At 73.7% G+C, this 25,176-nt stretch carries 16 protein-coding genes, 2 rRNA genes and 1 pseudogene; 11 read left to right on the top strand and 8 right to left on the bottom strand.

What is annotated here, in order from left to right; genetic code table 11:
* The 3 genes from GA0070564_RS19720 to GA0070564_RS19730 all read left to right on the top strand — a co-directional run.
* Positions 1–132: ribosomal RNA gene (locus GA0070564_RS19720) — 23S ribosomal RNA — on the top strand; the annotation flags it as partial.
* A gap of 84 nt (positions 133–216) precedes the next feature.
* Positions 217–333, top strand: a 5S ribosomal RNA gene (gene rrf, locus GA0070564_RS19725).
* A gap of 269 nt (positions 334–602) precedes the next feature.
* Complete coding sequence (locus GA0070564_RS19730) at positions 603–1,229, top strand: NADPH-dependent F420 reductase (RefSeq protein ID WP_091610413.1); 627 nt, start codon at positions 603–605, stop codon at positions 1,227–1,229.
* A 74-nt stretch (positions 1,230–1,303) separates the two neighbouring features.
* On the opposite strand, the gene GA0070564_RS19735 is transcribed toward GA0070564_RS19730, so the two are convergent.
* Positions 1,304–3,124, bottom strand: a complete 1,821-nt coding sequence (locus GA0070564_RS19735; protein WP_245670123.1) for a VanW family protein — start codon at positions 3,122–3,124, stop codon at positions 1,304–1,306.
* Positions 3,125–3,341: 217 nt separating this feature from the next.
* On the opposite strand from GA0070564_RS19735, the gene nudC reads away from it, so the two are divergent.
* A complete protein-coding gene (nudC, locus tag GA0070564_RS19740; protein ID WP_091610415.1) occupies positions 3,342–4,259 on the top strand; it encodes an NAD(+) diphosphatase in 918 nt (305 codons plus the stop codon).
* 5 nt (positions 4,260–4,264) lie between these two features.
* Here the strand turns inward: nudC and GA0070564_RS19745 are convergent, their stop codons facing one another.
* Positions 4,265–6,781 (bottom strand): fibronectin type III domain-containing protein, encoded by a 2,517-nt coding sequence (locus GA0070564_RS19745; RefSeq protein ID WP_091610418.1) that lies wholly within the window; start codon positions 6,779–6,781, stop codon positions 4,265–4,267.
* Positions 6,782–6,794: 13 nt separating this feature from the next.
* Positions 6,795–8,057 carry a polysaccharide biosynthesis protein gene (locus GA0070564_RS28960; RefSeq protein WP_141714820.1) on the bottom strand — a complete coding sequence of 421 codons (1,263 nt, stop codon included), beginning with the start codon at positions 8,055–8,057 and terminating at the stop codon, positions 6,795–6,797.
* A gap of 115 nt (positions 8,058–8,172) precedes the next feature.
* On the opposite strand from GA0070564_RS28960, the gene GA0070564_RS19755 reads away from it, so the two are divergent.
* Together GA0070564_RS19755 and GA0070564_RS19760 are read left to right on the top strand one after the other, a co-directional pair.
* Positions 8,173–9,726 (top strand): MmpA family trehalose lipid delivery protein, encoded by a 1,554-nt coding sequence (locus GA0070564_RS19755; RefSeq protein WP_091610422.1) that lies wholly within the window; start codon positions 8,173–8,175, stop codon positions 9,724–9,726.
* A gap of 94 nt (positions 9,727–9,820) precedes the next feature.
* Positions 9,821–10,030 carry a hypothetical protein gene (locus tag GA0070564_RS19760; RefSeq protein ID WP_141714821.1) on the top strand — a complete coding sequence of 70 codons (210 nt, stop codon included), beginning with the start codon at positions 9,821–9,823 and terminating at the stop codon, positions 10,028–10,030.
* On the opposite strand, the gene GA0070564_RS19765 is transcribed toward GA0070564_RS19760, so the two are convergent.
* Positions 10,012–11,217 carry a glycosyltransferase family 4 protein gene (locus GA0070564_RS19765; RefSeq protein ID WP_091611571.1) on the bottom strand — a complete coding sequence of 402 codons (1,206 nt, stop codon included), beginning with the start codon at positions 11,215–11,217 and terminating at the stop codon, positions 10,012–10,014. The genes GA0070564_RS19760 and GA0070564_RS19765 overlap by 19 nt on opposite strands.
* A gap of 183 nt (positions 11,218–11,400) precedes the next feature.
* Between GA0070564_RS19765 and GA0070564_RS19770 the strand changes: the two genes are divergently transcribed.
* Positions 11,401–15,555 carry an alpha-(1->3)-arabinofuranosyltransferase gene (locus GA0070564_RS19770; RefSeq protein ID WP_176730751.1) on the top strand — a complete coding sequence of 1,385 codons (4,155 nt, stop codon included), beginning with the start codon at positions 11,401–11,403 and terminating at the stop codon, positions 15,553–15,555.
* On the opposite strand, the gene GA0070564_RS19775 is transcribed toward GA0070564_RS19770, so the two are convergent.
* Positions 15,483–16,679: an acyltransferase family protein gene (locus GA0070564_RS19775; protein WP_091610431.1), complete on the bottom strand. Its 1,197-nt coding sequence runs from the start codon at positions 16,677–16,679 to the stop codon at positions 15,483–15,485. The genes GA0070564_RS19770 and GA0070564_RS19775 overlap by 73 nt on opposite strands.
* A 135-nt stretch (positions 16,680–16,814) precedes the next feature.
* Here GA0070564_RS19775 and pgfA point away from each other — a divergent pair, with 135 nt between their 5' ends.
* The 3 genes from pgfA to GA0070564_RS29420 all read left to right on the top strand — a co-directional run bounded on the left by pgfA (position 16,815) and on the right by GA0070564_RS29420 (position 20,628).
* Positions 16,815–17,990, top strand: a complete 1,176-nt coding sequence (gene pgfA / locus GA0070564_RS19780) for a cell envelope lipid trafficking protein PgfA (protein WP_245670140.1) — start codon at positions 16,815–16,817, stop codon at positions 17,988–17,990.
* Between the two features lie 389 nt (positions 17,991–18,379).
* Positions 18,380–18,988 (top strand): DUF6230 family protein, encoded by a 609-nt coding sequence (locus tag GA0070564_RS19785; RefSeq protein ID WP_091610435.1) that lies wholly within the window; start codon positions 18,380–18,382, stop codon positions 18,986–18,988.
* A 122-nt stretch (positions 18,989–19,110) separates the two neighbouring features.
* The gene (locus GA0070564_RS29420; protein ID WP_091610437.1) at positions 19,111–20,628 is read left to right on the top strand and encodes a DUF6114 domain-containing protein; all 1,518 of its coding nucleotides are present in this window, start codon (positions 19,111–19,113) and stop codon (positions 20,626–20,628) included.
* A 48-nt stretch (positions 20,629–20,676) separates the two neighbouring features.
* On the opposite strand, the gene GA0070564_RS19795 is transcribed toward GA0070564_RS29420, so the two are convergent.
* Positions 20,677–22,347: a DUF885 domain-containing protein gene (locus GA0070564_RS19795; RefSeq protein ID WP_091610439.1), complete on the bottom strand. Its 1,671-nt coding sequence runs from the start codon at positions 22,345–22,347 to the stop codon at positions 20,677–20,679.
* Positions 22,348–22,400: 53 nt separating this feature from the next.
* The gene (locus GA0070564_RS19800; RefSeq protein ID WP_091610441.1) at positions 22,401–23,000 is read right to left on the bottom strand and encodes a Uma2 family endonuclease; all 600 of its coding nucleotides are present in this window, start codon (positions 22,998–23,000) and stop codon (positions 22,401–22,403) included.
* Positions 23,001–23,127: 127 nt separating this feature from the next.
* On the opposite strand from GA0070564_RS19800, the pseudogene GA0070564_RS19805 reads away from it, so the two are divergent.
* Positions 23,128–24,221: pseudogene (locus GA0070564_RS19805) on the top strand (DMT family transporter); the annotation flags it as partial.
* Here GA0070564_RS19805 and GA0070564_RS19810 read toward each other — a convergent pair.
* Complete coding sequence (locus GA0070564_RS19810; protein WP_091610444.1) at positions 24,104–25,171, bottom strand: PHP domain-containing protein; 1,068 nt, start codon at positions 25,169–25,171, stop codon at positions 24,104–24,106. The pseudogene GA0070564_RS19805 and the gene GA0070564_RS19810 sit on opposite strands and share 118 nt — an antisense overlap.
* Between the last annotated feature and the right edge of the window lie 5 nt (positions 25,172–25,176).

Raw genomic sequence — 25,176 nt, forward strand, 5'->3', positions numbered from 1 at the left:
CTTCAAGATGAGGTATCCCACCCACCTTGGTGGGGTAAGGCCCCCAGCTAGACGACTGGGTTGATAGGCCGGAACTGTAAGCCCGGTAACGGGTTCAGGTGACCGGTACTAATAGGCCGAGGACTTGACTACGAAGCTGCTACGCGTCCACTGTGCAACTCTGAACAAGCGAACACCCGTGACGGTTTACCGGTGTGTTTGACATGTTCATAGAGTTACGGCGGTCATGGCGGAGGGGAAACGCCCGGTCACATTCCGAACCCGGAAGCTAAGCCCTCCAGCGCCGATGGTACTGCACTCGGGAGGGTGTGGGAGAGTAGGACGCCGCCGGACAAACATTCCATTCAGGGCCACCCCATCCGGGGTGGCCCTGAATGCGTTTGCGACCTTCCCACTCGCCGCATCCCGCGAATCGGCACGTACGCCCGGCCGGCCTCGGTACGGTCGGTGCGGAACCCGCCTGCCGGCGGCGTTCCCCCCGGTGCCGGCCACAAACGGGACGTTACGCACGCCCCGGCGAAGCTATCCGACCGGCCGCACCGGGTACCTGCTCATGGTTCGCCGGATCTCGACCGCCAGGGCTGGCGGAGTCAGGAGTGGTCATGAAGATCGGAATCATCGGCTCGGGGCACATCGGTGGGACGCTCACCCGTCGACTGCGGGCGCTCGACCATGACGTCACGGTGACCAACTCGCGGGGGCCGCAGAGCCTCACCGAGCTGGCGCAGGAGACCGGCGCCAACGCCGGCACGCTGGAGCAGGCCGTCCAGGACGCGGAGCTGGTGGTGGTGGCGATCCCGCTGCTGGCCGTACCGGGCCTTCCGGCGGAGCTGTTCGACGGCAAGGTGGTCCTGGACGCCAACAACTACTACCCGCAGCGCGACGGGGACATCGCCGAGCTCCAGGACCGGAGCCTCAGCTCCAGCCGGTGGACCGCCGAGCACCTCAAGGGCGCCCGGGTGGTGAAGGCCTTCAACAACATCCAGGCCCAGCACCTGATGGACAGTGGCAAGCCGGCCGGCACGCCGGACCGCATCGCGCTCCCGGTCGCCGGTGACGACGCCGAGGCGAAGCAGCTGGTGATGGGGATCGTCGACACGCTCGGCTTCGACCCGGTGGACGCCGGCACGCTGGACGAGAGCTGGCGGCAGCAGCCCGACACCCCGGTCTACGGCACCGACCGGAACGCGGACGGCGTACGCCAGGGGTTGGCCGAGGCGCGGCCCTGACCCGTACCGACGAGAACGCCCCGCGGGCCCGAGGGCCGGCGGGGCGTTTCGCTGCCGTGGGGTTGGCGCGGACGTCAGGTGGCGGGCTTCGGCTCCGGGCCGCAGATGAAGCGGGGCTCCGGGTCGTAGCGCCAGCTGAACTTCTCCCGCTTCACCATCTTGCCGTCCTTGGTGATGACCCGGAAGGCGTCCTGGGCGAAGCCCTTGCTGCCGGCGGTGGCGATGCAACCCGGCCCCGGCTCCAGGTAGACCGTCTTCGGGTCGGTGATGTCCCGGCGGGGTCCGTACTCGGTCTTCACGCTGTCATAGATCTTGGTGCTCCAGATCGACACGGTCACCGTGTTCTCGGTGTACGCGGTGTCGATCATCAGGCCGTACTTCGTGTTGTTGCGGAACTTGAAGTCCAGGTCGGGCCAGAAGATGGTCGACTCGATCACCGCCGGGTAGCGCTCGAAGTAGAACGAGTGCGGCTTGTGCTGCACGTCCTGGAGGCCGGCGTAGTAGCTGGCGTTGAAGAGCGTGGTGGTGAACTGCGAGACACCACCACCGACCCCCTTGACCAGCTTGCCGTCGACGATGACCGGGGCCTCCTGGTAGCCGCTGTCGGTGCCCCGCTCGCCGGTGTGCTCGTTCAGCGAGAACGTCGCGCCGGGCAGCACGACCGTGCCGTCGACGTGCTTGGCCACGGTGACGATGTTCTGCGAACGCGGCGAGGAGAGGCCGCCCGGGAAGCGGGTGGTGAAGGTGGAGACCCGCTCCTTGATGCCCAGGCCGGCCAGCTTCGCGGTGGAGAGCTCCGGCTGCACCGGCCTGACCTTCGCGGCGACCTCCCGGCCGTCGGCCTTCGGCAGCACCGCGAGCAGGTCCTTCGCCAGTGCCGCCGAGTCGACCTGCCGGCCGTCCTTGCCCGGCACCACGGTCGGCTTGCCGGCGGTCAGGGTCATCCGGGCGTCCACCGGCTCGGTCTCGATGGTCTCCAACCGGTCGCTCAGGGCGGCGCGCAGCCGCTTGACGTCCACGCTCGGGGTCAGCTTGCCGGTCTTGTCGGCGGTGAACCGCAGGCTCTTCGCGATCGCGGCCGGCGGGATGCTCAACGAGCCCTTGTCGGTGCGCAGGGTGACCGGCGCGGCGACCGCCGGCCGGGCCAGCTCGGCCACCAGCCTGTCCACCGCCGCGGCGTCGGTCGCCGGGGTGATCTCGATCAGCGGCACCTCCACCGGCTTCCCGGTGAGCCAGCCCTCGCGGACCGCCTGCGCCGAACGCTCCGGCTCCAGCGAGAGGCTGGGCGTCGGGTGGACCGCCTTCGGGGTGATGCCGGCGAAGGTGATCGCCGGCATGGTCATCTTCCGGCCCTGGCTGCCCAGCGCCCTGCGGAGCGCGGCGTCGAGCCGGGCCGCGTCCACCGTCACCACCGGCGGCACCGTACGGGAACCCACCAGCCGGTCCACGGCGTGCGCCCGGGCCTGCTCGGCTGCGGCCACCGAGGCGTCCACGTCCACGGTCAGGCCCACGTCGGCGGGCTCGACGGTGGTGGTCCGGGCGCCGAGCCGGATCTGCACCGGGGCGCTCAGCTCGGCCGCTCGGCGGTCCAGCTCCGCCCGCAGCTCACGAGCCGCGTCGGCCCGGCTCCGGCCGCCCACCTCGGCGCCCAGCACCGTCGTCCCGCGGGGCACGTCACCGGCGTACGCGTACGCGCCCGCCCCGGCGACGGCGGCGAGCACGGCGGCGGTCACCCCACCGGCCAGCAGCACCCGGCCCCGGGAGAACCGGGAGCGGCCGGCGGGCGGGGCGGCCGGCGGCGCCGGCTCCGGCTCGTCACCGGGCCAGCTCACCGGCATCACCCGGATGGTGGGCCGGTCGTCGGCGGGCGGAGTCTTGTCGCCGTACAGCGTCACAGCTACCTCGATCGGAAAGAACCACGTGGGGGTGCGGTCCCCACCCGGAAGACAACTACGGTAACCAACGCGCGGCCCGCTCGGCACCGTCCGACCGGGCGTCCTCGCTCACCGCGTGTCGCCTGTCACAGCACGCCGCTGAGCAGCGACTCTGGGTGGCGCCGGTGGTGTCCGGGCCGGTGTGTCGGCACCGTTCGGGCCGTGGCACGGTAGCCGGGTGCGAACCGACGGACAGGCGTTGACGTACGGCGGCGGATGGCTGGACCGGGCGGGCGGCCGGCGGGCCGACCCGGGCTGGATCTCCGAACGGCTCACCGACGCCGACAGCACCGTGCTGGCGCTCTGGCGGGACCGTTGCCTGGTCGACGAGGACGGCGACCCGGTCCGGTTGACCGCCGCCGACTCCGGCGCCCTCCTGGCCCGGGCCGACGAGACCGTCTTCCTCGGGCTGGACGGGACGGCCGCCGTCTTCGCCGTGGACCTCTCCGCCCGTACCGAGCGGGAGGCCGCCGCCCTGGTCGGCGCCGCCTTGGCGGTGGACGTACGCACCCTGGTCGGGCGGCTCGGGCCGGCCGACGCCGCCATCCAGGGGTACGCCCGCGGACTGCTGCACTGGCACCGCCAGCAGCGGCACTGCGGAGGTTGCGGTGCCGCCACCGTACCCACCTTCGGCGGGCACGCCCGCACCTGCGCGGCCTGCGACCGGCTGCTCTTCCCCCGGATCGAGCCGGCGATCATCGTGCTGGTGGAGGCGCCCGGCTCCCCCGACCGGTGCCTGCTGGCCCGGCACCAGGGGGCGGCCGAGGGGTCGTACTCGACGCTGGCCGGGTTCGTCGAGGTCGGCGAGAGCCTGGAGGACGCGGTCCGCCGGGAGGTCGCCGAGGAGGCCGGTGTGGTCGTCGGCGACGTGGCGTACCAGGGCTCGCAGGCGTGGCCCTTCCCGGCCGGGCTGATGGTGGGTTTTCGGGCCACCGCCGAGTCCGACCGGATCGAGGTGGACGGCGAGGAGCTGCTGGAGGCGCGCTGGTTCACCCGCGCGGAGCTGCGCGCCCGGGTGGCCGCCGGGCGGCCGCTGGGCCGGGTCGACTCGATCGACCACCACCTGCTCACCACCTGGCTCGACGCCGGCGACTGACCGGGTCAGCTCACCTGCACCGCGACCGGCGCCGTCGGTTCGCCGTCGGTGACGCCGTCGGTGACCGTCACCCGGAACTCGTAGCGGTGCCCCCGGGTAAGGAACACCGCCGTGTGCCGGACGTCCTGCACCGGATACGGGTCGGTCCGCCACTGCTCGTCCAGCGTCACGTCCCGCAGCTGCACCCGGTACGCGAAGCCTGGGCCCGCCGACCGCCAGAGCAGCCGGGCCTCGCCGTTGCCGGCGGCGGCCACGGTCAGTCCGGTCGGCACCGGCAGCCGGGGGGTGACCCGGACCGGCTCGCTGCGCGGCCCGGGGCCGGCCTGGTTCATCGCCGCCACCGCGAACTCGTACTCGTGGTCGTTGGTCAGTCGGACCACCGTGGCCCGGGTGCCCTGGGTGGGGACGGGCTCCTCGGTGAAGTCCCGGTCGCCGGCGGTCAGATCCCGGCGGTAGACCCGATGCCAGCCACCGGGGATCGAGGAGCGCCAGGTCAGCTCGACGCTGCCCGCCCCGGCCTCGGCGCGCAGCTGCCGGGGGGCCTCGGTGGGCGGGGTGAACCGCGCGGTGGCGGTCACCGGGTCGGCCCGGGCGCCCTCCCCGCCGCTGTTGATTGCGGCGACCGTGAACTCGTAGCGGTGGTCGTGTTCCAGGTTCCGAGCCACGTGCGTCGCCTCCGACTCCAGCGCGGGGAGCCCGAGATCCTGCCCACGGTCCAGGTCCCGCCGGTACACCCGGTAGGAGATGCCGGGTCCGAGCGCCCGCCAGGTCACCCGGATGGTGCCGTCCGGCCGGGGCGTCGCGGTGAGGCCCGACGGTGCGGCCGGCGGGGTGACGACCGCGGTGGCGCGGACCGGCGCCGACGGCCGGCTGGCCCCGCCACCACCGACGGCGACCACCGAGAACTCGTACGTGCGGGCGTGCCGGAGGAACTCGACGGTGGCGTGGGTGCCGGTGAAGGTGCCGACGGTCGTCCGGACCCCGGTGGCCAGGTCGCGCTGCTGCACCCGGTACACCCGGACGAAGGGGACCGCTTCCCAGTTCAGGGTGACGTCGCCGGCTCCGCCCGGCTCGGCCCGCAGGCCGCCCGGCGGGGGCGGTGGCGGGACGGTGGCGGTCATCCGGGACACGGGTGACGGCGGTCCCTCGCCGTGCCGGCCGATCGCGCTCACCGCGAACTCGTACTCGTGGCCGTTGACCAGGAAGTCGGAGGAGAAGCGGGGCTCGGCGCCCGGCTCGCCGATCCGGACCAGGTGCGTCTGGCCGGCGGTGACGTCCCGCCGGTGCACCTGGTAGCGCAGGTCGTCGTCGGTGCGCGGCGCGGACCAGGTCAGGGCGGCGGTGCCGGCGGCGGCAGGTCGGGCGGCCAGGCCGGTGGGGGCCGGCGGCAGCCCGTCGCTCTCCGGGCGTCGGGGCGGCCAGTCGACCTCCACGAAGCGGGGTCGGTAGACCTTCGTGTCGGCGTAGGTGACCGCGTCGTCGACGTCGTTGACGTTGTAGGAGAGCAGCAGCTTGCCGGGGCGGGCCAGCTCCGGGTGCAGGTCGGCGTCGTAGACCAGGTGCCCGGCGTCGGTCTCCGGGGCGGTGTAGAGGTAGTCCGGGCCGTCGAACGGGCCGGTCGGCGCGGCGGCCGTGTACGCCACCAGGTCGGCGCTGAACACCAGGTTGTTCTCGTGGGTCACCAGCACGTACCGCCCGTCGACCCGTTGCACGCCGTACGACGTGCCGACGCCGCTGAGCACCCGGGCGGACGCGCCGTCGTCGGTGGACCAGTCGCGGCCGGTCCAGAACTCCCACGGGCCGCTGAGGTCGGTGCCCCGGACCCGCGCGACGTGGGCGAACTTCGTCTCCCCGGCCGCCTCGGTGCCGTACACGTAGGTGTGGTCGCCGTCGCGGAGCAGCTCCGACCCCCAGGAGACCCGGGCGTCCAGCGGCAGCGGGCGGACCCCGGTCGGGGTGAGTGCGGGCAGCGCGAACGTCGCCAGCGAGGTGCCGAGCAGTTGGTGGTCCAGCGGGCTGGAGCCGGTCCGCCGGTACCGGTTGACCAGCACCTGGAGGGTCTCGCCGGTGACCTGGGCGTCGCCGATCCAGTGGAACTGGTCGGCCTCGGCGGCCGGCACCAGGGCGCGCGGATCCTCGGCGGTGCCGCCGTGCACGGTCGCCACCAGCCGGTCGCCGTCCTGGACGACCGCGGAGTTGTTGACGAACGCCGTGCTGCGCGGGCGGGAGCCGTCCGGGGCGACCGGGCCGAGGAAGGTGTCGGAGAAGAGCCAGAGCAGCCGGCCGTCGGGGAGCCGCACCGACGCCGTCCGGTCCGCGCCGCTCCACTGCCCGGAGGTGTCGCCGTAGACGTCGAAGAGGCCGGTGAGCCACTGCGCGGAGTGGCCGGCCGGCGCCGTGCGGACCGACCGGGCCCGGCTGACCGGGATGGCCGCCAGCAGGCACAGCGCGAGGAGCAGGAGCAGCCAGCGGGACCATCGGCGGGCACCGAGCGTCCTGCGGTCAGTGTCCGTCGGCGTCACCGAAAACCCCCGTCTACCGGTCGACCGCCCCCAGGGTGTCACGAACCGGGCCGGTGGTGGTACCCGCCGGACGGTCGGAAGTGGACGGAGAGCGGCGGGGGCGGAGGGTCGACGCCCCGGTGACCAGGACGGTGAGCCCGGCGGTCACCAGTGCCGCGCCGGCGACCCCGCCGACGGTGTGCGGCACCGCGACGGCGACCGCGACGACGAAGCAGACGGTGGAGACCCACAGCGGCGCCGAGGGCCACCGGGCGGACGCCGCCACCCGGGCGTTGATCAGCACGAAGACCAAGGCGTAGAGCGCGCCGGTGGCGGCGAAGAGCGGCGCGTACCGGCCCTGGTCGGTGTACTCCCGGCCACCGGCGAGCCCGAAGGCGAGGCCGCCGGCGAGGGCGGCGGCGAGCACCAGCGCCGCGCCCGCCCCGCCGACCAGGGCCAGCGAGACCAGCAGCGTACGGCGGTCGCCCCGGGCCAGTCGAGGCAGGGCGATCACCGTGACCACCTGTGGCGCCCACAGGGCCCCCTTGGTGAGCACCGTGCCGACCGCATACGTGCCGGAGGCGTCCGGGGGGAGGAACCGTCGGGCGAGCAGCAGGTCCGCGTACGACACCACGAGCATCGCCAGGGTGGCGCCGCTGGCGGTGAGCACGGTGCGGGTGGCCAGGGCGGGGGCGACCGGGTCGATGCCGGCGCCCCGGTTCAGGCGTACCAGCAGCGCCAGCACCAGCAGCGAGGTGACCGCCCCGGCCAGCAGCGACCCGGTCAGCCCGCCACCGAGGGCCAGTCCGGCGATCATGCCGCCGTACCGACCGGCGGCGAGCAGCGCCATGCCCCCGGCCAGGCGGAGGAACCGCTGGTCGCCCTGGAGCTCGCCGAGCCACCGGCCGGCGGCCACCACAGCCACGGTCAGGACGCCCAGCAGCAGCACCGATCGGCCGCCGAGTCGGAGCTGGCCGGCGGCGACCGGGAGCACCAGGGCCAGCAGGACGGTGGTCACCACGACGGTCAGCACGGTCGGCCGGCCGGTGGGCGCCCGGCCGTGCCGGGCCCGGTGGACCGCGACCGCGATCTGGAGGCCGGTGCTCGCCACCCCGCCGATCGCGCCCAGGGCCAGCAGCGTCGCCAGCGCGCTGAGTTCGGCCGGCGGCAGGTGGCGGGCGCCGAGCACGGGCACCACGTACGCCAGCCCGTTGACGAAGACCCCGGCCAGGGTGACGGCCACGCCGGCGGTGCCGATACCGCTCGTCCGGGTCCGCCCGTCCGACTCTGTTCCCATGACCGTCCCGAGTCGCCGGCGCAGCCGGGTCCCCGCCCGCGCGCGTACAGTGTCGCCACGCCGGCGTGCCGGCCCGGTCAGCCTAGTGAGGAGGTCAACCCTGCGGGAGAGGTCGATGCTCGTCGCCGTCGGGCTGACCGTCACCGCGCTGGTGCTGGCCCCGCTTGCGGCGCCGGGCTACGTGCTGAGTTACGACATGGTCTTCGTGCCGCACCAGCCGTGGCGGGCCGAGCTGGTCGTGCCGGGTGACTCGCTGCCGCGCGCGGTGCCGCTGGACGCGCTGGTCTCACTGGCCGGCCAGCTGGCGCCCGGCTGGCTGGTGCAGCGGGTGGTGCTCGCCGCCGTGCTACTGCTGGCCGTGGTCGGCGCCGGCCGGCTGGTGCCCACCCGGCGGCCGGTCACCCGGGCGGTCGCCGCGCTCGGGTACGCCTGGACGCCGTACCTGGCCGAGCGGCTGCTGATCGGGCACTGGGGGCTGCTGCTGGCGTACGGTGCGCTGCCCTGGTTGGTCGGCGCGGCGATCGGCGTACGCGCGGGGCGGCCGGGGTCGCTGCGCCGGCTGGTGCCGGCCGCGTTGCCCGCCGCGGTGACCCCGACCGGTGGGCTGATCGCGCTGGCGACGGTCGCGGTGCTGGTGGCCCGGCGGGACGCGCCGCGGCGCACTGTCGGCGCGGTCGGTGCGGTGCTGCTGCTCAACCTGCCGTGGCTGGTGGCGGCCGCGCTGACCCGGGCGGACGGGCGCAGCGATCCGGCCGGGGTGACCGCGTTCGCCGCCCGGGCGGAGAACTGGAGCGGGTGGTTCGGGGCGCTGGCCGGCACCGGGGGCATCTGGAATGCCCAGACCACCCCGACCAGTCGGTCCTCCCCGTTGGCCCCGGTCGCCACGGTGCTGCTGCTCGGCGCGGCCGTGCTCGGCCTCGGTGCGCTGCGCCGGCGCTGGCCGGGCGGGGCGGCGGTGCGGCTGGCGGCGCTGGCCGCCGGCGGCTTCCTCGCGGCGTCGCTCGGCGTGCTGCCCGGTACGGCGGCCGCGCTGCGCTGGGCGGTGGCGACGGTGCCGGGGGCGGGTCTGCTGCGCGACGGGCAGAAGTTCCTGGTGCCGTACGCGCTGCTGCTGGCGCTGGCCGTCGCCCTCGGGGTGGAGCGGCTGGCCGACCGGGTCGCCGAGCGGGGCGCGGTGGTCGGCGGCCGGGTCCTCGTAGCCTCGGCGCTGCTGCTGCCGCTGGTGGTGCTGCCGGACCTGGCGTACGGGGTGGGGGGCCGGCTGCGGCCGGTGCGTTACCCGGCGGACTGGGCCGAGGTGGCCCGGCGGCTGGACGGCCGGCCGGGGGAGGTCCTGTCGCTGCCGTTCGGCGCCTACCGGGCGTACCCGTGGAACGACGGCCGGACGGTGCTGGATCCGTTGCCGCGCTACGTCGACGCGGACGTGGTCGTCGACGACACCCTCTGGGTGGGTGACCTGCGGGTGGCCGGGGAGAACCCGCGAGCCGCCGAGGTGGCGCGGGTGCTGACCAGCGGTTCCCCGGTCGCCGCGACCGGCGTGCGGTGGGTGGTGGTGCAACGGATGGTCGGTGACCGGCGGATCGATCCGGCCGCCATGGCCGGGCTGCGCGAGGTGTACGCCGGGACGGACCTGACCCTCTACGAGAACTCGGTGGCCGGGGCGCGCTGACCGGCCGGATCGGGACGTCCTCGCGGCCCTCCCCGGCGGGTCTACTTGGTGGTAACGTCCCGCGCAGTCAGCTCACGAGGAGGAAAAAAGCACCATGCGTAGTGCTCTCTCGTTGGTTCTGGTCGCGGTTGCCGCGATCGCTCTGGGTGCCTTCGGCACGGCGGCACTCGCCACCACGCTGACCGGTACGTCGGTGACCGAGGCGGCGAAGGCCGAGCAGGCCGCCCGGACCGAGTCGGGTGGCAGTGGCACCAGCACCGAGGCCGGCGCCAACCAGCCGCTGGTCTACGGCGTCAACTCGTAGGTCTCTTCCCACCGCTTGGCCGGCGTACCCGCCGGAACGTTCGCGGCCCTCGTCACGAGGGCCGCGAACTTTTCTCCGGAGACCGGCCAGGTGAAGCGGGCGGCATGGGCCCGCGCCGCCGATCCCATCGCGGCCCGGTACGCGTCGTCGACCAGCAGGTGGCGGACCTTGGCCACGAAGTCGTCGACGTCGTCGGCGAGCAGCCCGGTCTCGCCGTGCACCAGCGCCTCCTCGACCCCGCCGGCGCCCCGGAACGCGACCGTGGGGGTGCCGACCGCGCCGGCCTCCACGATGGTGAGTCCCCAGCCCTCCTTGAGCGACGGGGTGAGCGCCACCCAGGCGGACGCGAGCAGCTCGCGCTTCTCGATGTCGGTGACGAAGCCGGTGAACGTCACCCGCTCGGCGACGCCGAGGTCCACGGCGGTCTGGCGGAGCTGCGACTCCCACCAGCCCTGTCCGGCCACGGTGAGGGTCAGGCCGGGCAGTTCTCCGGCGAGCGCCGCCACGGCGCGCAGCGCCACCTCGACCTGCTTGTGCGGGACCAGCCGGCCGAGCACGACAAGCGACGGCTGGGTGGAGCGGGGCACCGGCCCGATCGTCATGTCCGGGGTGCCGTTGTGCACGATGGCCACCCGCTGCGGGTCGATGCCGAGGGTGGCCAGTTCCCGGCGGGTGGCGGCGGAGACGGTCACGTACTGGCAGTGGCGGTAGACCCGGGGCGCCAGCCAGGACTCCACCCACCAGCCGAACCGGGCCAGCCAGCGGCCCAGCACCACCGGCCACTGCTCCCGGTGCACGTGGTGCACCAGGGCGATCACCGGCCGGCGGGCGTAGAGCGCGGAGAGGAAGGGCAGGCCGTTGCCGACGTCGACGATCAGGTCGGGCCGACCGCCGGTGCGCCGGGCCAGTGGGCCGAGACCGATGGTGCCGGCCAGGTAGACCAGCGCGGCGCGCAGGTAGACCGTGTGTCGGCCGCCGCGGCGCAGCACCCGTACGCCGTGGTCGGTGATCTCCTCGGCGGGGCCTTCGGTGTGGGTGGCGCAGAGCAGGGTGGCCCGGTGGCCGCGTCGGACGAGTTCACCGGCGATCCGCTCGACGTAGACCTCGGATCCGCCGCCCTCCGGATTCCGGGTGTCCCTCCAGTTGAGGAACAGTACGTGCCGGGTGGCGGCAGCCGGTGCTTCCAACACTCACTCCTACTGCCGAGTAGTCTTCGCGGTCGCGTCACACTATGGGCTGCGTCACGAAAGCCGCAATGCCCGATCGGAGGCGAGATGCAGGGGTCGCCGGGCCGTCCGGGGCCGGTCGAGAGGGCCGACGACACGTCGCGAGCGGTGTGGCGTCTGCGCTTGGTTGCGGTATGTCTGGCTTTGTCCGCCCTGGCCTTCCTCCAGGATCCGGGTCTGATCGTGATCGACACCAAGGTCGACCTCGCGATCGATCCAGCCGGATGGATGAGCCGGTCCCTGCACGTGTGGGACCCGGCCGGGACCTTCGGCCAGCTCCAGAATCAGGCGTACGGCTATCTCTGGCCGATGGGACCGTTCTTCCTCGTCGGCAAGCTGCTCGCCGTGCCGGCCTGGGTGGTGCAGCGACTCTGGTGGGCGCTGCTGATGACGGTGGCCTGCACCGGCGTGGTCCGGCTGGCGGAACGCCTGCACATCGGCACCCCGTGGGCCCGGCTGCTGGCCGGGGTGGCGTTCGCGCTCTCGCCCCGGCTGGTCACCGAGCTGGGCCCGATCTCGGTCGAGGCGTGGCCCAGCGCGATCGCGCCCTGGGTGCTGGTCCCCCTGATCGGGCTCGCCCAGGGGACGCCGGTGCGTCGGGCGGTCACCCGGTCCGCGCTGGTGGTGGCGTGCGCCGGCGGCGTCAACGCCACCGCCGTGCTGGCGGTGGTGCCGCTCGCCGCGATCTGGCTGGTCGGCCTGCACCCGTTCCGGCTGCGCCTGCGGGCCCTGCTCGGCTGGGGGCTGGCGGTGGCCGCGGCGACCGCCTGGTGGCTGGTGCCGCTGCTGCTCCTCGGCCGGTACAGCCCGCCCTTCCTCGACTACATCGAGACCGCCCCGGTGACCACCGGGCCGACCGACATGACCACGGTGCTGCGCGGCGCCTCGCACTGGCACGCCTACCTCAACGGCCCGTACGGGCCGCCGTGGACGGCGGGGTGGCGGCTTGCCACCGAACAGCCCCTGGTGATCGCCACGCTGGTGGTGGCCGGTCTCGGCCTCGCCGGTCTGGCCCGGCGGGGCATGCCGCACCGCCGCTTCCTGATTACCGGCCTGCTGGTCGGGCTGGCGCTGGTCGGGCTCGGCCACGTCGCGCAGCTCGACGGCTTCGGCGCCCAGACCCAGCGGACCTTCCTCGACGCCGCGGGCGCACCGCTGCGCAACGTGCACAAGTTCGACGTGGTGCTCCGGCTCCCGCTGATGCTCGGCCTGGCGCACCTGGTCGGTCTGGTGCTGCGCGCCGCCCGCACCGGCGACCGGCCCACCCTGCACCCCGGGCCGGCCCGCCTGCTGCAACCCGTCCGGCTCCGCGCCGGCCTGGTCACCGGCACCACCCTGGCGGCGGTCGCGGCGGTCGCCGCACCGGCCCTCGGCGGTGGGCTGGCCGCGCCGGGCAGCTTCCGGGACGTGCCCGGCTACTGGCAGCAGGCGACGTCCTGGCTGGACAGCAACGTACGCGACGACCGGGTGCTGGTGGTGCCGGCCGCCCGCTTCCCGCGTTACCTGTGGGGCAGCCCGAGCGACGAGATCGTCCAGCCCCTGCTGGACAGGCCCTGGGCGGTACGCAGCTCGGTGCCGCTGACCCCGCCCGGGACCATCCGGCTCCTCGACGCCGTCGAGTCGGTGCTCGCCACCGGGCAGGGCTCGGCCGGCCTCGCCGACCTGCTCGCCCGCTCCGGCGTGAAGTACCTGCTGCTCCGCTCCGACCTCGACTACGGGCACAGCGACACCACCCAGCCGATCGTCGTGCGGCAGGCGCTGCTGCGTTCGCGCGGGATCGAGCCGGTCCGTGCCTTCGGCCCCGAGGTGGGCGGCGGTGTGCTTCCCGGCAACTTCGTCGACCGGGGCCTGAACGCGCCGGTCCGCGCGCTGGAGGTGTTCCAGGTCCGCCGCCCGGTCGACCAGGTCGTCGCGTACGACGCGGACGACCTCACCACCGTGGTCGGCGGGCCCGAGTCGCTGCTGCCGCTGGCCGCGGCCGGTCAGCTCCCCGCCGCGCCGACCGTGCTCGCCGGGGACCGCCCCGACGGGCTCGGCCAGACGCCGGTGGCGCTGACCGACGGGCTGCGGCGCCGCGAGGTGGCCTTCGGGCAGCAGCACGACAACTCCTCGGCCACCCTCACCCCCCAGGACGAACCGCGGCTGACCGCGCCGGCCCGCGACTACCTGCCCGAGTGGGCGGAGCAGCAGTCGACGGCGGTGCGCTACCTCGGCATCGACGGGGTCTCCGCGTCCAGCTCCTGGTCCGACGCGCAGTCGCTGGGCGGCGGACGCACCGAGCACCAGCCGTACGCGGCGGTGGACGGCAACCCCGCCACCTCCTGGCGGTCGGCACCCGGGACGGTGTCGGTGGGGCAGTGGTTCGAGGTGGAGCTGAGGCGGCCGGAGGTGGTCCGGCAGGTCCGGATCACCTTCGACACCGGGGCCGACTCGCTGCCCACGAAGATCACCGTCACGGCGGGACGGCAGCAGGCCACCGTGCCGACGACCGGCCAGAGCACCCAGGTCACCCTCCCCGACGGCTACCCGACCCGGTTCGTCCGGGTGACCGTGGAGCAGGTCTTCGACGTCCGGGCCGGTTTCGGTGGGGTGGGCATCGCTGAACTCGCCATCCCCGGGATCCAGGCCGGTCGTACCCTCGTGGTGCCGCCCGGCCCGGCCACCGGCGTGCCGGCGCCGGTGGTGCTCAGCGCCGCACCGAGCAGCCCGGCCTGCGTCTTCGACGAGGGGCGGCCGCTCTGCGACGGCTCGCTGTCCCGGGCCTCGGAGGACGGCGACCGGATCGACCGGACGGTGCAGCTGCCCGTGGGCGCCAACTACCAGGTGGCGCTCCGGGCCCGTCCCCGACCGGGTGGCGCGCTCAACGAGCTGCTCGACGCGGGCGGCGCGGCGGCGGTGACCACCGGCGTCACCCCGACCGTCGCCGCCTCCACCGTCGGCGTCTTCGACCCGGCCGCCCGCCCCGGCGCGGTGGTCGACGGGGACCCCGCGACCACCTGGTACGCCGCCGACGCCGACCGGCAGCCCTGGCTGCGGCTCACCTGGCCGCGGCCGCGCACCATCACCGGCCTGCGGATGACGCTGCCGCCCAACGCGGCGGCGGCCCGGCCCTGGCGGGTCACCGCGATCGGGGACGGCGGCATGCGCGGCGGGGTCCTCGACGACGGGGGCACGGTGGTCTTCGACCGTCCGATGCGTACCGACGACGTCACCGTGCTCATCTCCGACCTGGTCCCGGCCCGCTCCTACGACCCGTACCGTCGGTTGACCCAGGACCTGCCGGTGGGGGTGGGCGAGCTGACCGTGCTGCCGGCCACCGACGTGGAACGCGCCGACCCCGGCCAGCGGCTCCGGCTGCCCTGCGGCAGCGGGCCCGTGGTGCGGGCCGGCGGCGTCAACCGCCGTACCGCGCTGCTGGCCAACCGGCGTGACCTGCTGGAGCTGCGCGAGGTGGCCGCGGTTCCCTGCGGCGACGGGTCCACCATGGCCCTGCCGTTGACGGCCGGCCCCCAGCGGGTGACCGCGGTGGGCAGCCCGCTGGCGCTGCCCACCCAGTTCACCCTCACGCCGCGCCGCCCGGCGGGGACCGGACCGGCGCCCGCCACCGAGCTGGGGCAACCGGCCGCGAAGCGCGCGGTGGTGCACCTCGGTGAGTGGTCGGCCACCCGCCGGGTGCTGCGGCTGGACGACCATGTCGGCCGGCGGGTGCTCGCCCTGCGGGAGAACGCCAACGCGGGCTGGGTGGCCACCGGCGGCGGTCGGACCTTCACGCCGTTCACGGTGGACGGCTGGCAGCAGGGCTGGCTCGTACCGGCTGGCTTCTCCGGCGAGGTGGTGCTCCGGTTTGCCCCCGACGGCCGGTACGTGACGGCGCTCGCCGGAGGCGCGGCGCTGCTGGTCGGCGTCGTGGTGCTGGCCGTGCTGCCGACCAGGCGTACCCTCGCGCCGGTCGCGCGACCGGTCCGCCGGCGACGCGGTCGGCTGCTCCCGGTCCTCGTCGGCGGCGGGGCGTTGCTCCTGGTCGGCGGGCCGGCCGCGGCAGCCGTGGCCGGGCTGGTGGCGCTCGGCGTGATCGCCGGGCGGTCCCTGGAGCCGCACCTGCACCCGCCGGACCGGCGGGGGATGCACCGGCTCCGCCGGGCCGTCGTACGCTGGCTGCCGGTGGCGTGCTTCGCGGTGGCCGGCTGGTACGCGGTGACCCGCGGCGGGCACACCGCGTGGCCCGCTCAGTTGGCTGCGGTCACCGCCGTCACGGCCCTCTGGCTCTCGCTGGTGCTGCGCCGCCGACCCGGCCACTGACCGCCCCACCGCTGGAAGGGACGCTCGATCAGGTAGTAGCTCGCCGCCGCCAGGACCAGCCCCCCGGCGACGGTGAGCAGCCAGGTGCTCAACGGGTCGCCGGTGAACTCCGGCCGGCCGTCGACGACGTAGATGGTCTCCAGCACGAACGGGTGCCAGAGGAACAGCCCGTACGACACCCGGCCGAGCCACCGGCCGACGAGACTGTCGAAGGTGCCCTTGGTGCGGGTCTGCGGACCGAACGCGATCGGCAGGATCAGCATGACCGCGACGACCAGGTAGAGCACCAGCTTGGTGGCGAACTGGCCGGCGGTCGGCTCGGCCAGGTCACGCGGGCCGGTGACCGGGGTGGTGGCGACGGCCAGCGCGGCCAGCGCCACGGCCCAGCAGGTCAGCGGCGCCCGGCCCAGGTCGTCCAGCCACCGCCAGCGGTCGCCGGTGCCGGTACGCAGCGCCACGTGCGCGGCGGCCAACGCCATGCCGGCGCCGAACCAGCCCGCGTACGACGGCAACCACATGGTGTGCAGGCCGAGGCTCAGCAGGCCGGACCCGAGCAGCGCCACCCAGGCGACGGTGACCGCCAGCGCGCCGGCCGCGATCCGGAGCACCTTGTCCGGGGTGGGCCGCCCGCGCAGCGCGAGGCCGGCGAGCACCGGCAGCAGCAGGTAGAAGGTGACCTCGGTGGCGAGGCTCCAGGTCTGGCTGAGGCCGTGCTTGAGCTGCCCGTGCTGGTAGATCTGGGTCAGCGTGGCGTGGCGCAGCCAGTCCGCCCGGCCGGCGTCGCGGTTCTGCGGCAGCACCAGCAGGCAGACCACCACCGCCACCCAGTAGGCGGGCAGGATCCGGGTGGCCCGCCGCCAGAGGTACCTACCGGTCGCGGGCGGGCGCTGGTACGTTGCGTGCGCGTGCGCGTACGGCCGGAACAGCAGGAAGCCGGAAAGGACGAAGAAGACGGCGACACCCACGTCGAGCCGGGACAACCAGGCTCCGACGGCGCTGTCGCCGGTGTTCCTTCCGGTGGCGAAACCGACGTGGTGCCCGACAACGGCGAGCGCTCCGATCACCCGTACCGCGTCGAGCGCGGGCAACCGTCGCAGAACCTGATCGGGAATCGGAGCAGACATCAGCCGTCCAGAGGGTCGCGTTGATATGTAACCCGGGAGTAACGTGCGGCCCAGTTTTGCAGACCCCGATGCTCGCCGGACACCGGCTGACTGTCTTTGTGTTGAGGAGGATCAGTGAAGGCTCGCCTGGGTGCGGTGCTTTTCGGCGTAGGCGTCCTGTCTCTCGCCCTCGCTGCGGGAACGGCTTTCTACGTGGCTCCGTCGGTGACGAAGCTGCCGTACGACCTGACGTTCTGCAACGCCAAGGGTGAGCCGGACGGTTGCCTGCGGGCGAGCGTCGCGGTCGCCGACAACGCGACCTACATGCAGGTGATCGAGGGTAAGCCGACGATCCAGACCGGCACCCTCAGGGCCACCACCGAGGTGGTGCCGCAGGCCAACACGACCAAGAACGAGATGAAGGGCGACCTCGAGGGCGAGGCGGTGGTCTGGGACGCGTACGGCACGGTGGTCCGGACCGACCGTACCGGCGACGAGGCGGACGTCAGCAAGTACGCCGCTGAGCTGGCGCTGGACCGCACGACGGCCGCGGGGCGGGCCTGGGACAAGCAGTACCTGGACACCGACGGCAAGACCAGTGACCAGGACCAGGTCAGCTTCGAAGGGCAGACCTACAAGTTCCCGTTCCACTCGGCGAAGAGGGACTACAAGTACTTCGACCGCGACCTGCGCCGGGCGACGCCGATCAAGTTCGACGGCACCGAGCAGATCAAGGGAACCGAGGCGTACCGGTACGTGCAGGTGATCGACGAGACCGAGCTGCCGACGCCGGAGGGCTCGCTGACCGCGCTGGCCAACGCCCTCGCCCCGGGCGCCACCACCGGCAAGGTGACCTACAGCAACACCCGGACCATCTGGGTGGAGCCGGTCAGCGGCAACTTCGTCAAGGTGCGCGAGCAGCAGAAGAAGAACTTCGTGCCGGACCAGGGCAGCGAGGTGAAGCTGCTGGACGCCGACTTCGTGTACGACGACGCGACGATCACCAACAGCGTGAAGTCGGCCGGGGAGACCCGGGACAAGCTCCAGCTGATCGGTCGTACGCTGCCGATCGGCCTGGCGGTCCTCGGTGCGCTGCTGCTGCTCGTCGGGCTCTGGCTGGTGCTGTCCGGCCGGCGGGCGGGCACGGTGGACGCCCGGCACCGCGCCGACGACGGCCCGGTCGACGAGCCGGTGACCGAGGAGCGGCCGGCCGAGCGTGAGGGCGGCCCGCTCTCCGACGAGATCCCGCCGGCGTCGACGAACTGGAAGTCCGACGACGAGGCCACGGTGCCGGTGCAGCGCGCCGGAGCGGACGAGTCCGAGAAGCACTGATCCATCCGCACCATCCGCCGAGGGGCGGGCCGGACTCCGGCCCGCCCCTCGGTGTCTCCGCGGAGACGCCCGGTAGTCGTTACGTGATCGTAATATGTCGATGGTTTGGGAACCCACGGTGACGAGCCGCGACCCTTTGGTCCGGTTTGGAGTCGGCTGACGGTCCTGCCGCCGCGGACCACGGTGGACGCAGAGTGATCGTCCCACCGAACTCGCACCCGGCCGCCACGAGCGACGCCGATCGGCCTCTTGTGACCCACGCCGCACCGGGTGCACCATCATCCGCAGTTCGTTACCCGTCGGTAACAGAAGCACCGGCCCGGCACGGGGCCATCCCCCCACCGGCGGACGCGGGCCACCACCACCCCGAACGCACCGAGGAGGAATCCGTGCAGAACCGGATCGAGAACTTCGGACGTACCCGCTGGCGGCGCTTCGCCGCCATGATGGTGCCGGCGACCGCCGTCGCCGGGGCCATCCTCTTCGGGATCGCCAACGGCGCGATCGCCGCCGACATCACCGTCTCCGGCAAGCAGTTCAAGATCTCCGCCCAGGAGCTCGACGGGCAGGGCTTCAAGCAGTACGGCGGCGTGGTGAAGGAGAAGGACGGCAAGATCCACCCCGTCGCCCTCTCCGAGATCGGCCACGCCGACCTGACCAGGATGTGCCAGTCGGTCGACGCCAGCCTGCCCGGCCTGCCGGTGGTGCTGCGGATCGAGGCCGGCGGCGGCAGCGAGCCGGCCAGCGCCGACGGGCTGCTGATCGCGATGGACTCGCTCGAGGGCGACGCCACCTTCACCCGGATCAACATCGGCCGTGACGCCAGTGACCTCAACCCGAACGCCCTCGCCGGCTCCTTCGGCCAGGACGCCCAGAAGGTGAACATCACCAAGCTGCGCCAGGTCGCCCGCTACACCACCGCCGGCACCTTCAACCTCAAGGGGCTGAAGCTGGCCGTGCACGCGTTCGACGACGCCAAGGGCAAGGAGTGCTTCTGAGCTGACCGGCCGGCTCGCGGCCGGCGCCGTCGCCGGGGACCACCCCACCCCGGCGGCCGGTCCGCCGCGAGCCGACCGGTCCCGCCCCCGACCCGAGAACCCCACCGCCAGGAGGTCACCTCGTGACACCCGTGGATCCGCAGCCCGCCCGCTCGGGGCGTACCACCGGGGCGTGGGGCCGCTTCCGGCGCTGGCGACGCAGCCGCCCGTTCTGGGGCGGCCTGCTCACCGTGCTGGCCGGCGTCGAGCTCTTCGTCAGCGGCAAGCTCACCCTGGCCGGGCTCAGCCTCGCCGTCGGCCCGACCGGCTTCCTCTCCTGGATCATCCCGGTCGGGCTGGTGACCTGCGGCCTGCTGATCTGGTTCAGCCCGTCCCAGCGGCTGTTCTACGCGATCATCGCGGCGGTCACCGCGGTCTACTCGCTCAAGGGCCTCAACCTGGGCGGGTTCTTCCTCGGCATGCTGCTCGGAATGGTCGGCAGCGCGCTCGCCTTCGCCTGGACGCCGACCGCCCGGCCGGCCCCCGCCGAGCCCGCCGGGGATGACGACCTCACCGGGCCCGCCGGGGGTGACGAGTTCGCCGGGGCGGAGGCGGTGCCCGCTCCCCGCCCGGCGGCCGCCGACCGGACGCTGGTCGACGAGCTGCTGCCCGCCCGGGACGAGGGTCCGCCGCCCGGGACGCCCGGCGCCCGTCACCGCGCCGTCGGGTTCACCGCGATCGGGCTCACCCTGGCCGGGCTGCTCACCGTCCAGGGTCCGGCCCCGGTACGCGCCGCCCCGACCTGCCCGTCGACGGCGTCCGCAACCCCCTCCGGCCGGCCGGCGGCGCCAGCGCCGACCCCGACCGGCCCGACGCCGACCTCGGCCACCCCGTCGCCCGCCGACCCGACCCCGGGCCCGACCCAGGGCTCCGGCCACCTGATCGGTGACCTCCTCGACGGGATCGGCGACCTGCTGACCGGCGGCCGGCGCACCTCCACCGAACCCACCTCCGCCCCGAGCGGCACCCCCACCGCCGGGGCCTCGCCCGGCCCCGACGCGACCAGCCCCACGCCGACCGGCTCCCCGAAGGCCGGTGACCCGGCGCCGTCCACCCCGGCGGGTCGGCCGTCGGCCTGCCCGGTGCCGCGCCCGACCACCGACCCGACGCCGACGCCGCCCGGCACGGCCCGGGTGACGCCGGGTGCGCCCCTGCCCCGGATCGCCGCCGACCCCGGTCAGCCGCGGGTGGCCGAGCAGCCGTCGAAGCTCACCGGCACCAAGGTCACCATGACCGGCCTGCGGTTCGCAGGGATCGTGGAGCTGCCAACCGCGAGTGGGAAGCTGCGGGCGTTGAAGTTCAGCATGCGTCGGGCGGTCACCGACGACTTCCTGCTGCGGGCGGGTGGCCCGGCCGGCACCACCGCCGGGTACGCCACGAAGCGGCTGACCGTGCAGGGCGACGTGGACTTCTACGCGACCCGGTTCGTCGGCCGGCTGCTCGGCATCAAGATCACGCTGACCCCGAACCTGCCGATCCCGAACGGTATCCCGATCACCCTGCCGATCTCAATCACCTTCACCGACCCGGTGATCGACCTGGCGTACGTCAGCAGCAACACGCTGACCGCGCAGCCGGCGCTGCGCCTCACCCTCACCTGACCGGGTCCCCGGGGCGGCCGGACCGACCGCCCCGGGGTCGTGCGTGGATCAGAGCCGGCCGAGCGCCCGGCGCAGCGGGTCCAGGCCGAGCGAGCCCAGGTCGAGGGCCTGCCGGTGGAACTCCCTGAGGTCGAAGTCGGCGCCCTTGCGGGCCTTCGCCTCCTCCCGGGCCTGCAACCAGATCCGCTCGCCCACCTTGTACGACGGCGCCTGCCCCGGCCAGCCCAGGTAACGGTTGAGCTCGAAGCGCAGGTTCTCGTCCGGCACCCGGCAGTGCGCCCGCATGAACTCCCAGCCCAGCTCCGGCGTCCACCGCTCGCCCGGGTGGAAGCCGAACGGGTTGTCCTTCGGGATCTCCAGCTCCAGGTGCATGCCGATGTCGACGATCACCCGGGCGGCCCGGAACGCCTGCCCGTCGAGCATGCCGAGCTTGTCGCCCGGGTCGTCCAGGTAGCCCAGCTCGTCCATCAGCCGCTCGGAGTAGAGCGCCCAGCCCTCACCGTGTCCGGAGACCCAGCAGAGCAGCCGCTGCCAGCGGTTGAGCAGCTCGGCCCGGACGGCGGTCTGCGCCACCTGGAGGTGGTGGCCCGGCACGCCCTCGTGGTAGACCGTGGTCACCTCCCGCCAGGTGGAGAAGTCGGTAATGCCCTGCGGCACCGCCCACCACATCCGCCCCGGGCGGGAGAAGTCCTCGCTCGGGCCGGTGTAGTAGATCGCGCCGTCGCTGGTCGGGGCGAGGCAGCACTCGATCCGCCGGACCTGCTCCGGGATGTCGAAGTGGGTGCCGTGCAGCTCGCTGATCGCCTTGTCGGCGAGCGCCTGCATCCAGTCCCGGAACGCCTCCTTGCCCCGGATGGTCCGGGCCGGGTCGGCGTCCAGCGCGGCGACCGCCTCGTCGACGGTCGCGCCGGGGCCGACGATCCGCGCGGCCACCGTCCGCATGTCGGCCTCCAGGCGGGCCAGCTCCGCGAACCCCCAGGCGTACGTCTCGTCGAGGTCGACCTTGGCGCCGAGGAAGTACTGCGACGCCAGCTCGTACCGGTCCCGCCCGGCGGCCTGCTTGTCCCGCCCGCGCGGTGCCAGCTCGGTGCGGAGGAACTGCCCGAACCCGGCGGTCGCCGCGGTCGCCGACGCCGCGCCCCGACGCAGCTCGGCGCCGAGCGCCCCGTCGGCGCCCAACCGCTCGACCAGCCCGTGGTAGAAGTTGTCGCCGTCCGGGTCGACCCAGGTGTCGCACTGCTTGGCCACCTCGGCCAGCTGGACCTTGGAGCTGATCTGCCCGGCGTCGGCCGCCTCGCGCAGCGTGGTCTTGTAGCCCTCCAGCGCGCCGGCCAGCTTGTTGAGCCGGGCGGCGATGTTGGCCTTCGCGTCGTCGGTGCCCGTGGGCATCAGGTCGAAGACCATCCGGATCTCGTGCAGGCCGCTGACGATCACGCTGACCTCGCTGGTCACCTCCCCGGCGTCGTAGCGGGCCAGCTCCAGGCCGAGGCGCTCCTGCATCGCCTCCTTGGCGGTCCGCTCCCGCTCCGACTCCGGCTCGGTGACGTCCAGGTCGGCCAGCGTGCGCCGGACCAGGCCGGCGCGGGCCGCGTACCCCTCCGGCGACAGGTCGTCGAGCTGGTCGTCGTAGCCGGAGATGCCGACGTAGGTGGCGCCGCTCGGGCTCAGCGGCGCCCAGTCGGTCACGTAGCGGTTCGCGAGGTCATCGATTCGTCCCACGTTGCGAACCCTACGCGACCCCGGCGCCCGGGTGCCGACCCTGCTTGCGCTGTTCAGGGAAGGAGGTCGGCGGGGTCGAAGTCGATCGGGAATGGCAGGTCCGCGCACAGCCGTTGCCCGCTGACCGCCTGCGCGACGGTGTCGTAGCCACCGAACTCACCAATGGTGAAGAGTTCGACCGCCGCGTGCCTTAACCGGCGGGAGATCTCGACCCGCATGAAGTACGGCACCCGACCCTCGGCGCAGCGACGCGGCTTGTCGATGAAGTCCTGCCGGCGGCTGCTCGGCGAAACGAACTCGACGGCCATCGTGCACAGGTGGGCCGGGACCCACCGGTCCTCCTCGTCGGTCTTCGGGAGGTCGTGCAGGATCGTGACGTCCGGCTGAATCCAGAGCTGGGGCGCGAAGGTTAGATTCACCTGCCCGTACACGTAGAAGCCGGCGGCCTCAGCGGTTGGCCCGAGAAGGCGAATCAGCCTGCCCTCACCGAAACTGTTCGTGCCAACCTCAGCGGGCGTCATGACCAACCTTCCATCGATGCACTCGTACCGTGCATCGGGCAGTTCCGGCAGCGGGAGGTAGCGCTCCGCGAGCTGGGTCGTCCACATCCCGTCGAGGTCAACGAGCGGGTCGAAACGCATGGGCATGGCCATCGGGGCACCTCCTCGGCTGGTCAACGCACCACCACTGTAGGTGGTTCCTGTGGCGGTGGACACGGCGTCGGAATATCGCGGGACTTCGTCGTACCCCTGCGGCAGAGTGTCAGGGGTGAACGCCGCTATCACCCCTGACAAGGCGCCGCTGCGCAGCTGGCTGCCGGGCTTCCTCGCGCTCGCCGCGATCTGGGGCTCGAGCTTCCTGTTCATCAAGGTCGGCATCCGCGAGCTGCACCCGCTCCAGCTCACCCTCTACCGGGTCGCCGCGGGCGCGGTCACCCTGCTCGTGGTGCTGGCGCTGCTGCGCGACCGGCTGCCCCGCGAGCCGCGGCTCTGGGCGCACCTGTTCGTGGTGGCGGCGCTCGGCGTGGCGCTTCCGTTCACCCTCTTCGGCTTCGGTGAACAGCGGGTCGAGTCGATGCTCGCCGGGATCTGGAACGCCACCACGCCGCTGATCGTGCTGCCGATGGCGGTGCTGGTGTTCCGCACCGAGCGGTTGACCCTGCGCAGCGCGGCCGGCCTGGGGCTGGGCTTCCTGGGCGTGCTGGTGGTGCTGGGGATCTGGGAGGGCGTCGGCGGGGCGCACTTCACCGGCCAGCTGATGTGCTTCGGCGCGGCGGCCTGCTACGGCGTCGCCATCCCGTACCAGAAGCGGTTCATCGCCGGGAGCAGCCACTCCGGCCTGTCGCTGTCGGCGGTGCAGCTGCTGCTGGCCACCCTCCAGCTCGCCGTGGTGGCGCCGCTGGTGGCCGGGGCGCCGCCGGTGCCCACCGACCTCTCCGGCGAGGTGCTGGCCAGCGTGCTGGCGCTCGGGGCGCTCGGCACCGGGCTGGCCTTCGTGATCAACATGCGGAACATCCGGGTGGCCGGGGCGAGCACCGCCTCCACCGTGACGTACCTGATCCCGGTCTTCGCGGTGCTGATCGGCGCGCTGGCCCTCGACGAGCGGCTGAACTGGCACCAGCCGGTCGGCGCGGCGATCGTGCTGGTCGGGGTGGCGGTCACCCAGGGCCTGGTCGGTCGGCGGCGCCGTCGGCCGGTCGCCGCCGGCACCCCGGCCGTCCCCGCGGCGGAGCCGGCCGGCCGCCGCTGACCCGGGGTCAGCCGCGCGAGCTGGTCCACTTCACCAGGCGGGCGGCGGTCCAGGTGTTGACCACCCGGTCCGCCGGCACCCCGCACAGCGCCGCCCGTTCGCAGCCGAACCGCTGCCAGTCGAGCTGCCCGGGGGCGTGCGCGTCGGTGTCGATCGCGAACCGGCAGCCCGCCTCCAGGGCCCGGCGGATCAGCCGCTTCGGCGGGTCCTGCCGCTCCGGCCGCGAGTTGATCTCGACGGCGACGTCGTGCTCGGCGCAGGCGGCGAAGACGGCGTCCGCGTCGAAGTCGCTCTCCGCCCGGGTACGCGCCCGGTGCGCCCGGTCGCCCGGCCCCTTCACCCCGGCCGGCCGGGAGGCCACCATCCGCCCGGTGCAGTGACCGAGGATGTCCAGGTGCGGGTTGGCGATCGCGGTCAGCATCCGCCGGGTCATCCTTCCCCGCTCGTCGTTCAGCCCGCTGTGCACCGAGCCGACCACCACGTCGAGGCGGGCCAGCAGCTCCTCGTCCTGGTCCAGTGAGCCGTCGGCGAGGATGTCCACCTCGATGCCGGTGAGGATGCGGAAGCCCTTGGGCAGCGCGTCGTTGATCGCGGCGACCTGGTCGAGCTGCCGGCGCAGCCGCTCCGCGGTCAGGCCCCGGGCCACCTTGAGCCGGGGGGAGTGGTCGGTGAGCACCACGTACTCGTGCCCCAGCTCGACGGCGGCGAGCGCCATCTCCTCGATCGGCGACCCGCCGTCGGACCAGTCGGAGTGGGTGTGGCAGTCACCGCGCAGCGCCTCCCGCAGCGCGGTCGCCGCGGCGTCCAGGTCGGTGCCCTCGGTGGCGACCAGCCGACGCAGGTAGACCGGCTCCTCGCCGGCCAGCGACTCGGCCACGCAGCGGGCCGTGACGTCACCGACGCCGGGCAGCTCGGTGAGGGTGCCGGCGTGGGCCCGCCCGGCGACCTCCCCGGCGGGCAGCGCGGACAGCGCCTTGGCGGCCGAGCGGAACGCCCGTACCCGGTAGGTGGCCTCGTTGGCCCGCTCCAGCAGGAACGCGATCCGCCGCAGGTCGGCGATGGGATCCCGGCTCATGCCCG

The sequence above is a fragment of the Micromonospora mirobrigensis genome (assembly GCF_900091555.1).
Lineage (GTDB): Bacteria > Actinomycetota > Actinomycetes > Mycobacteriales > Micromonosporaceae > Micromonospora > Micromonospora mirobrigensis.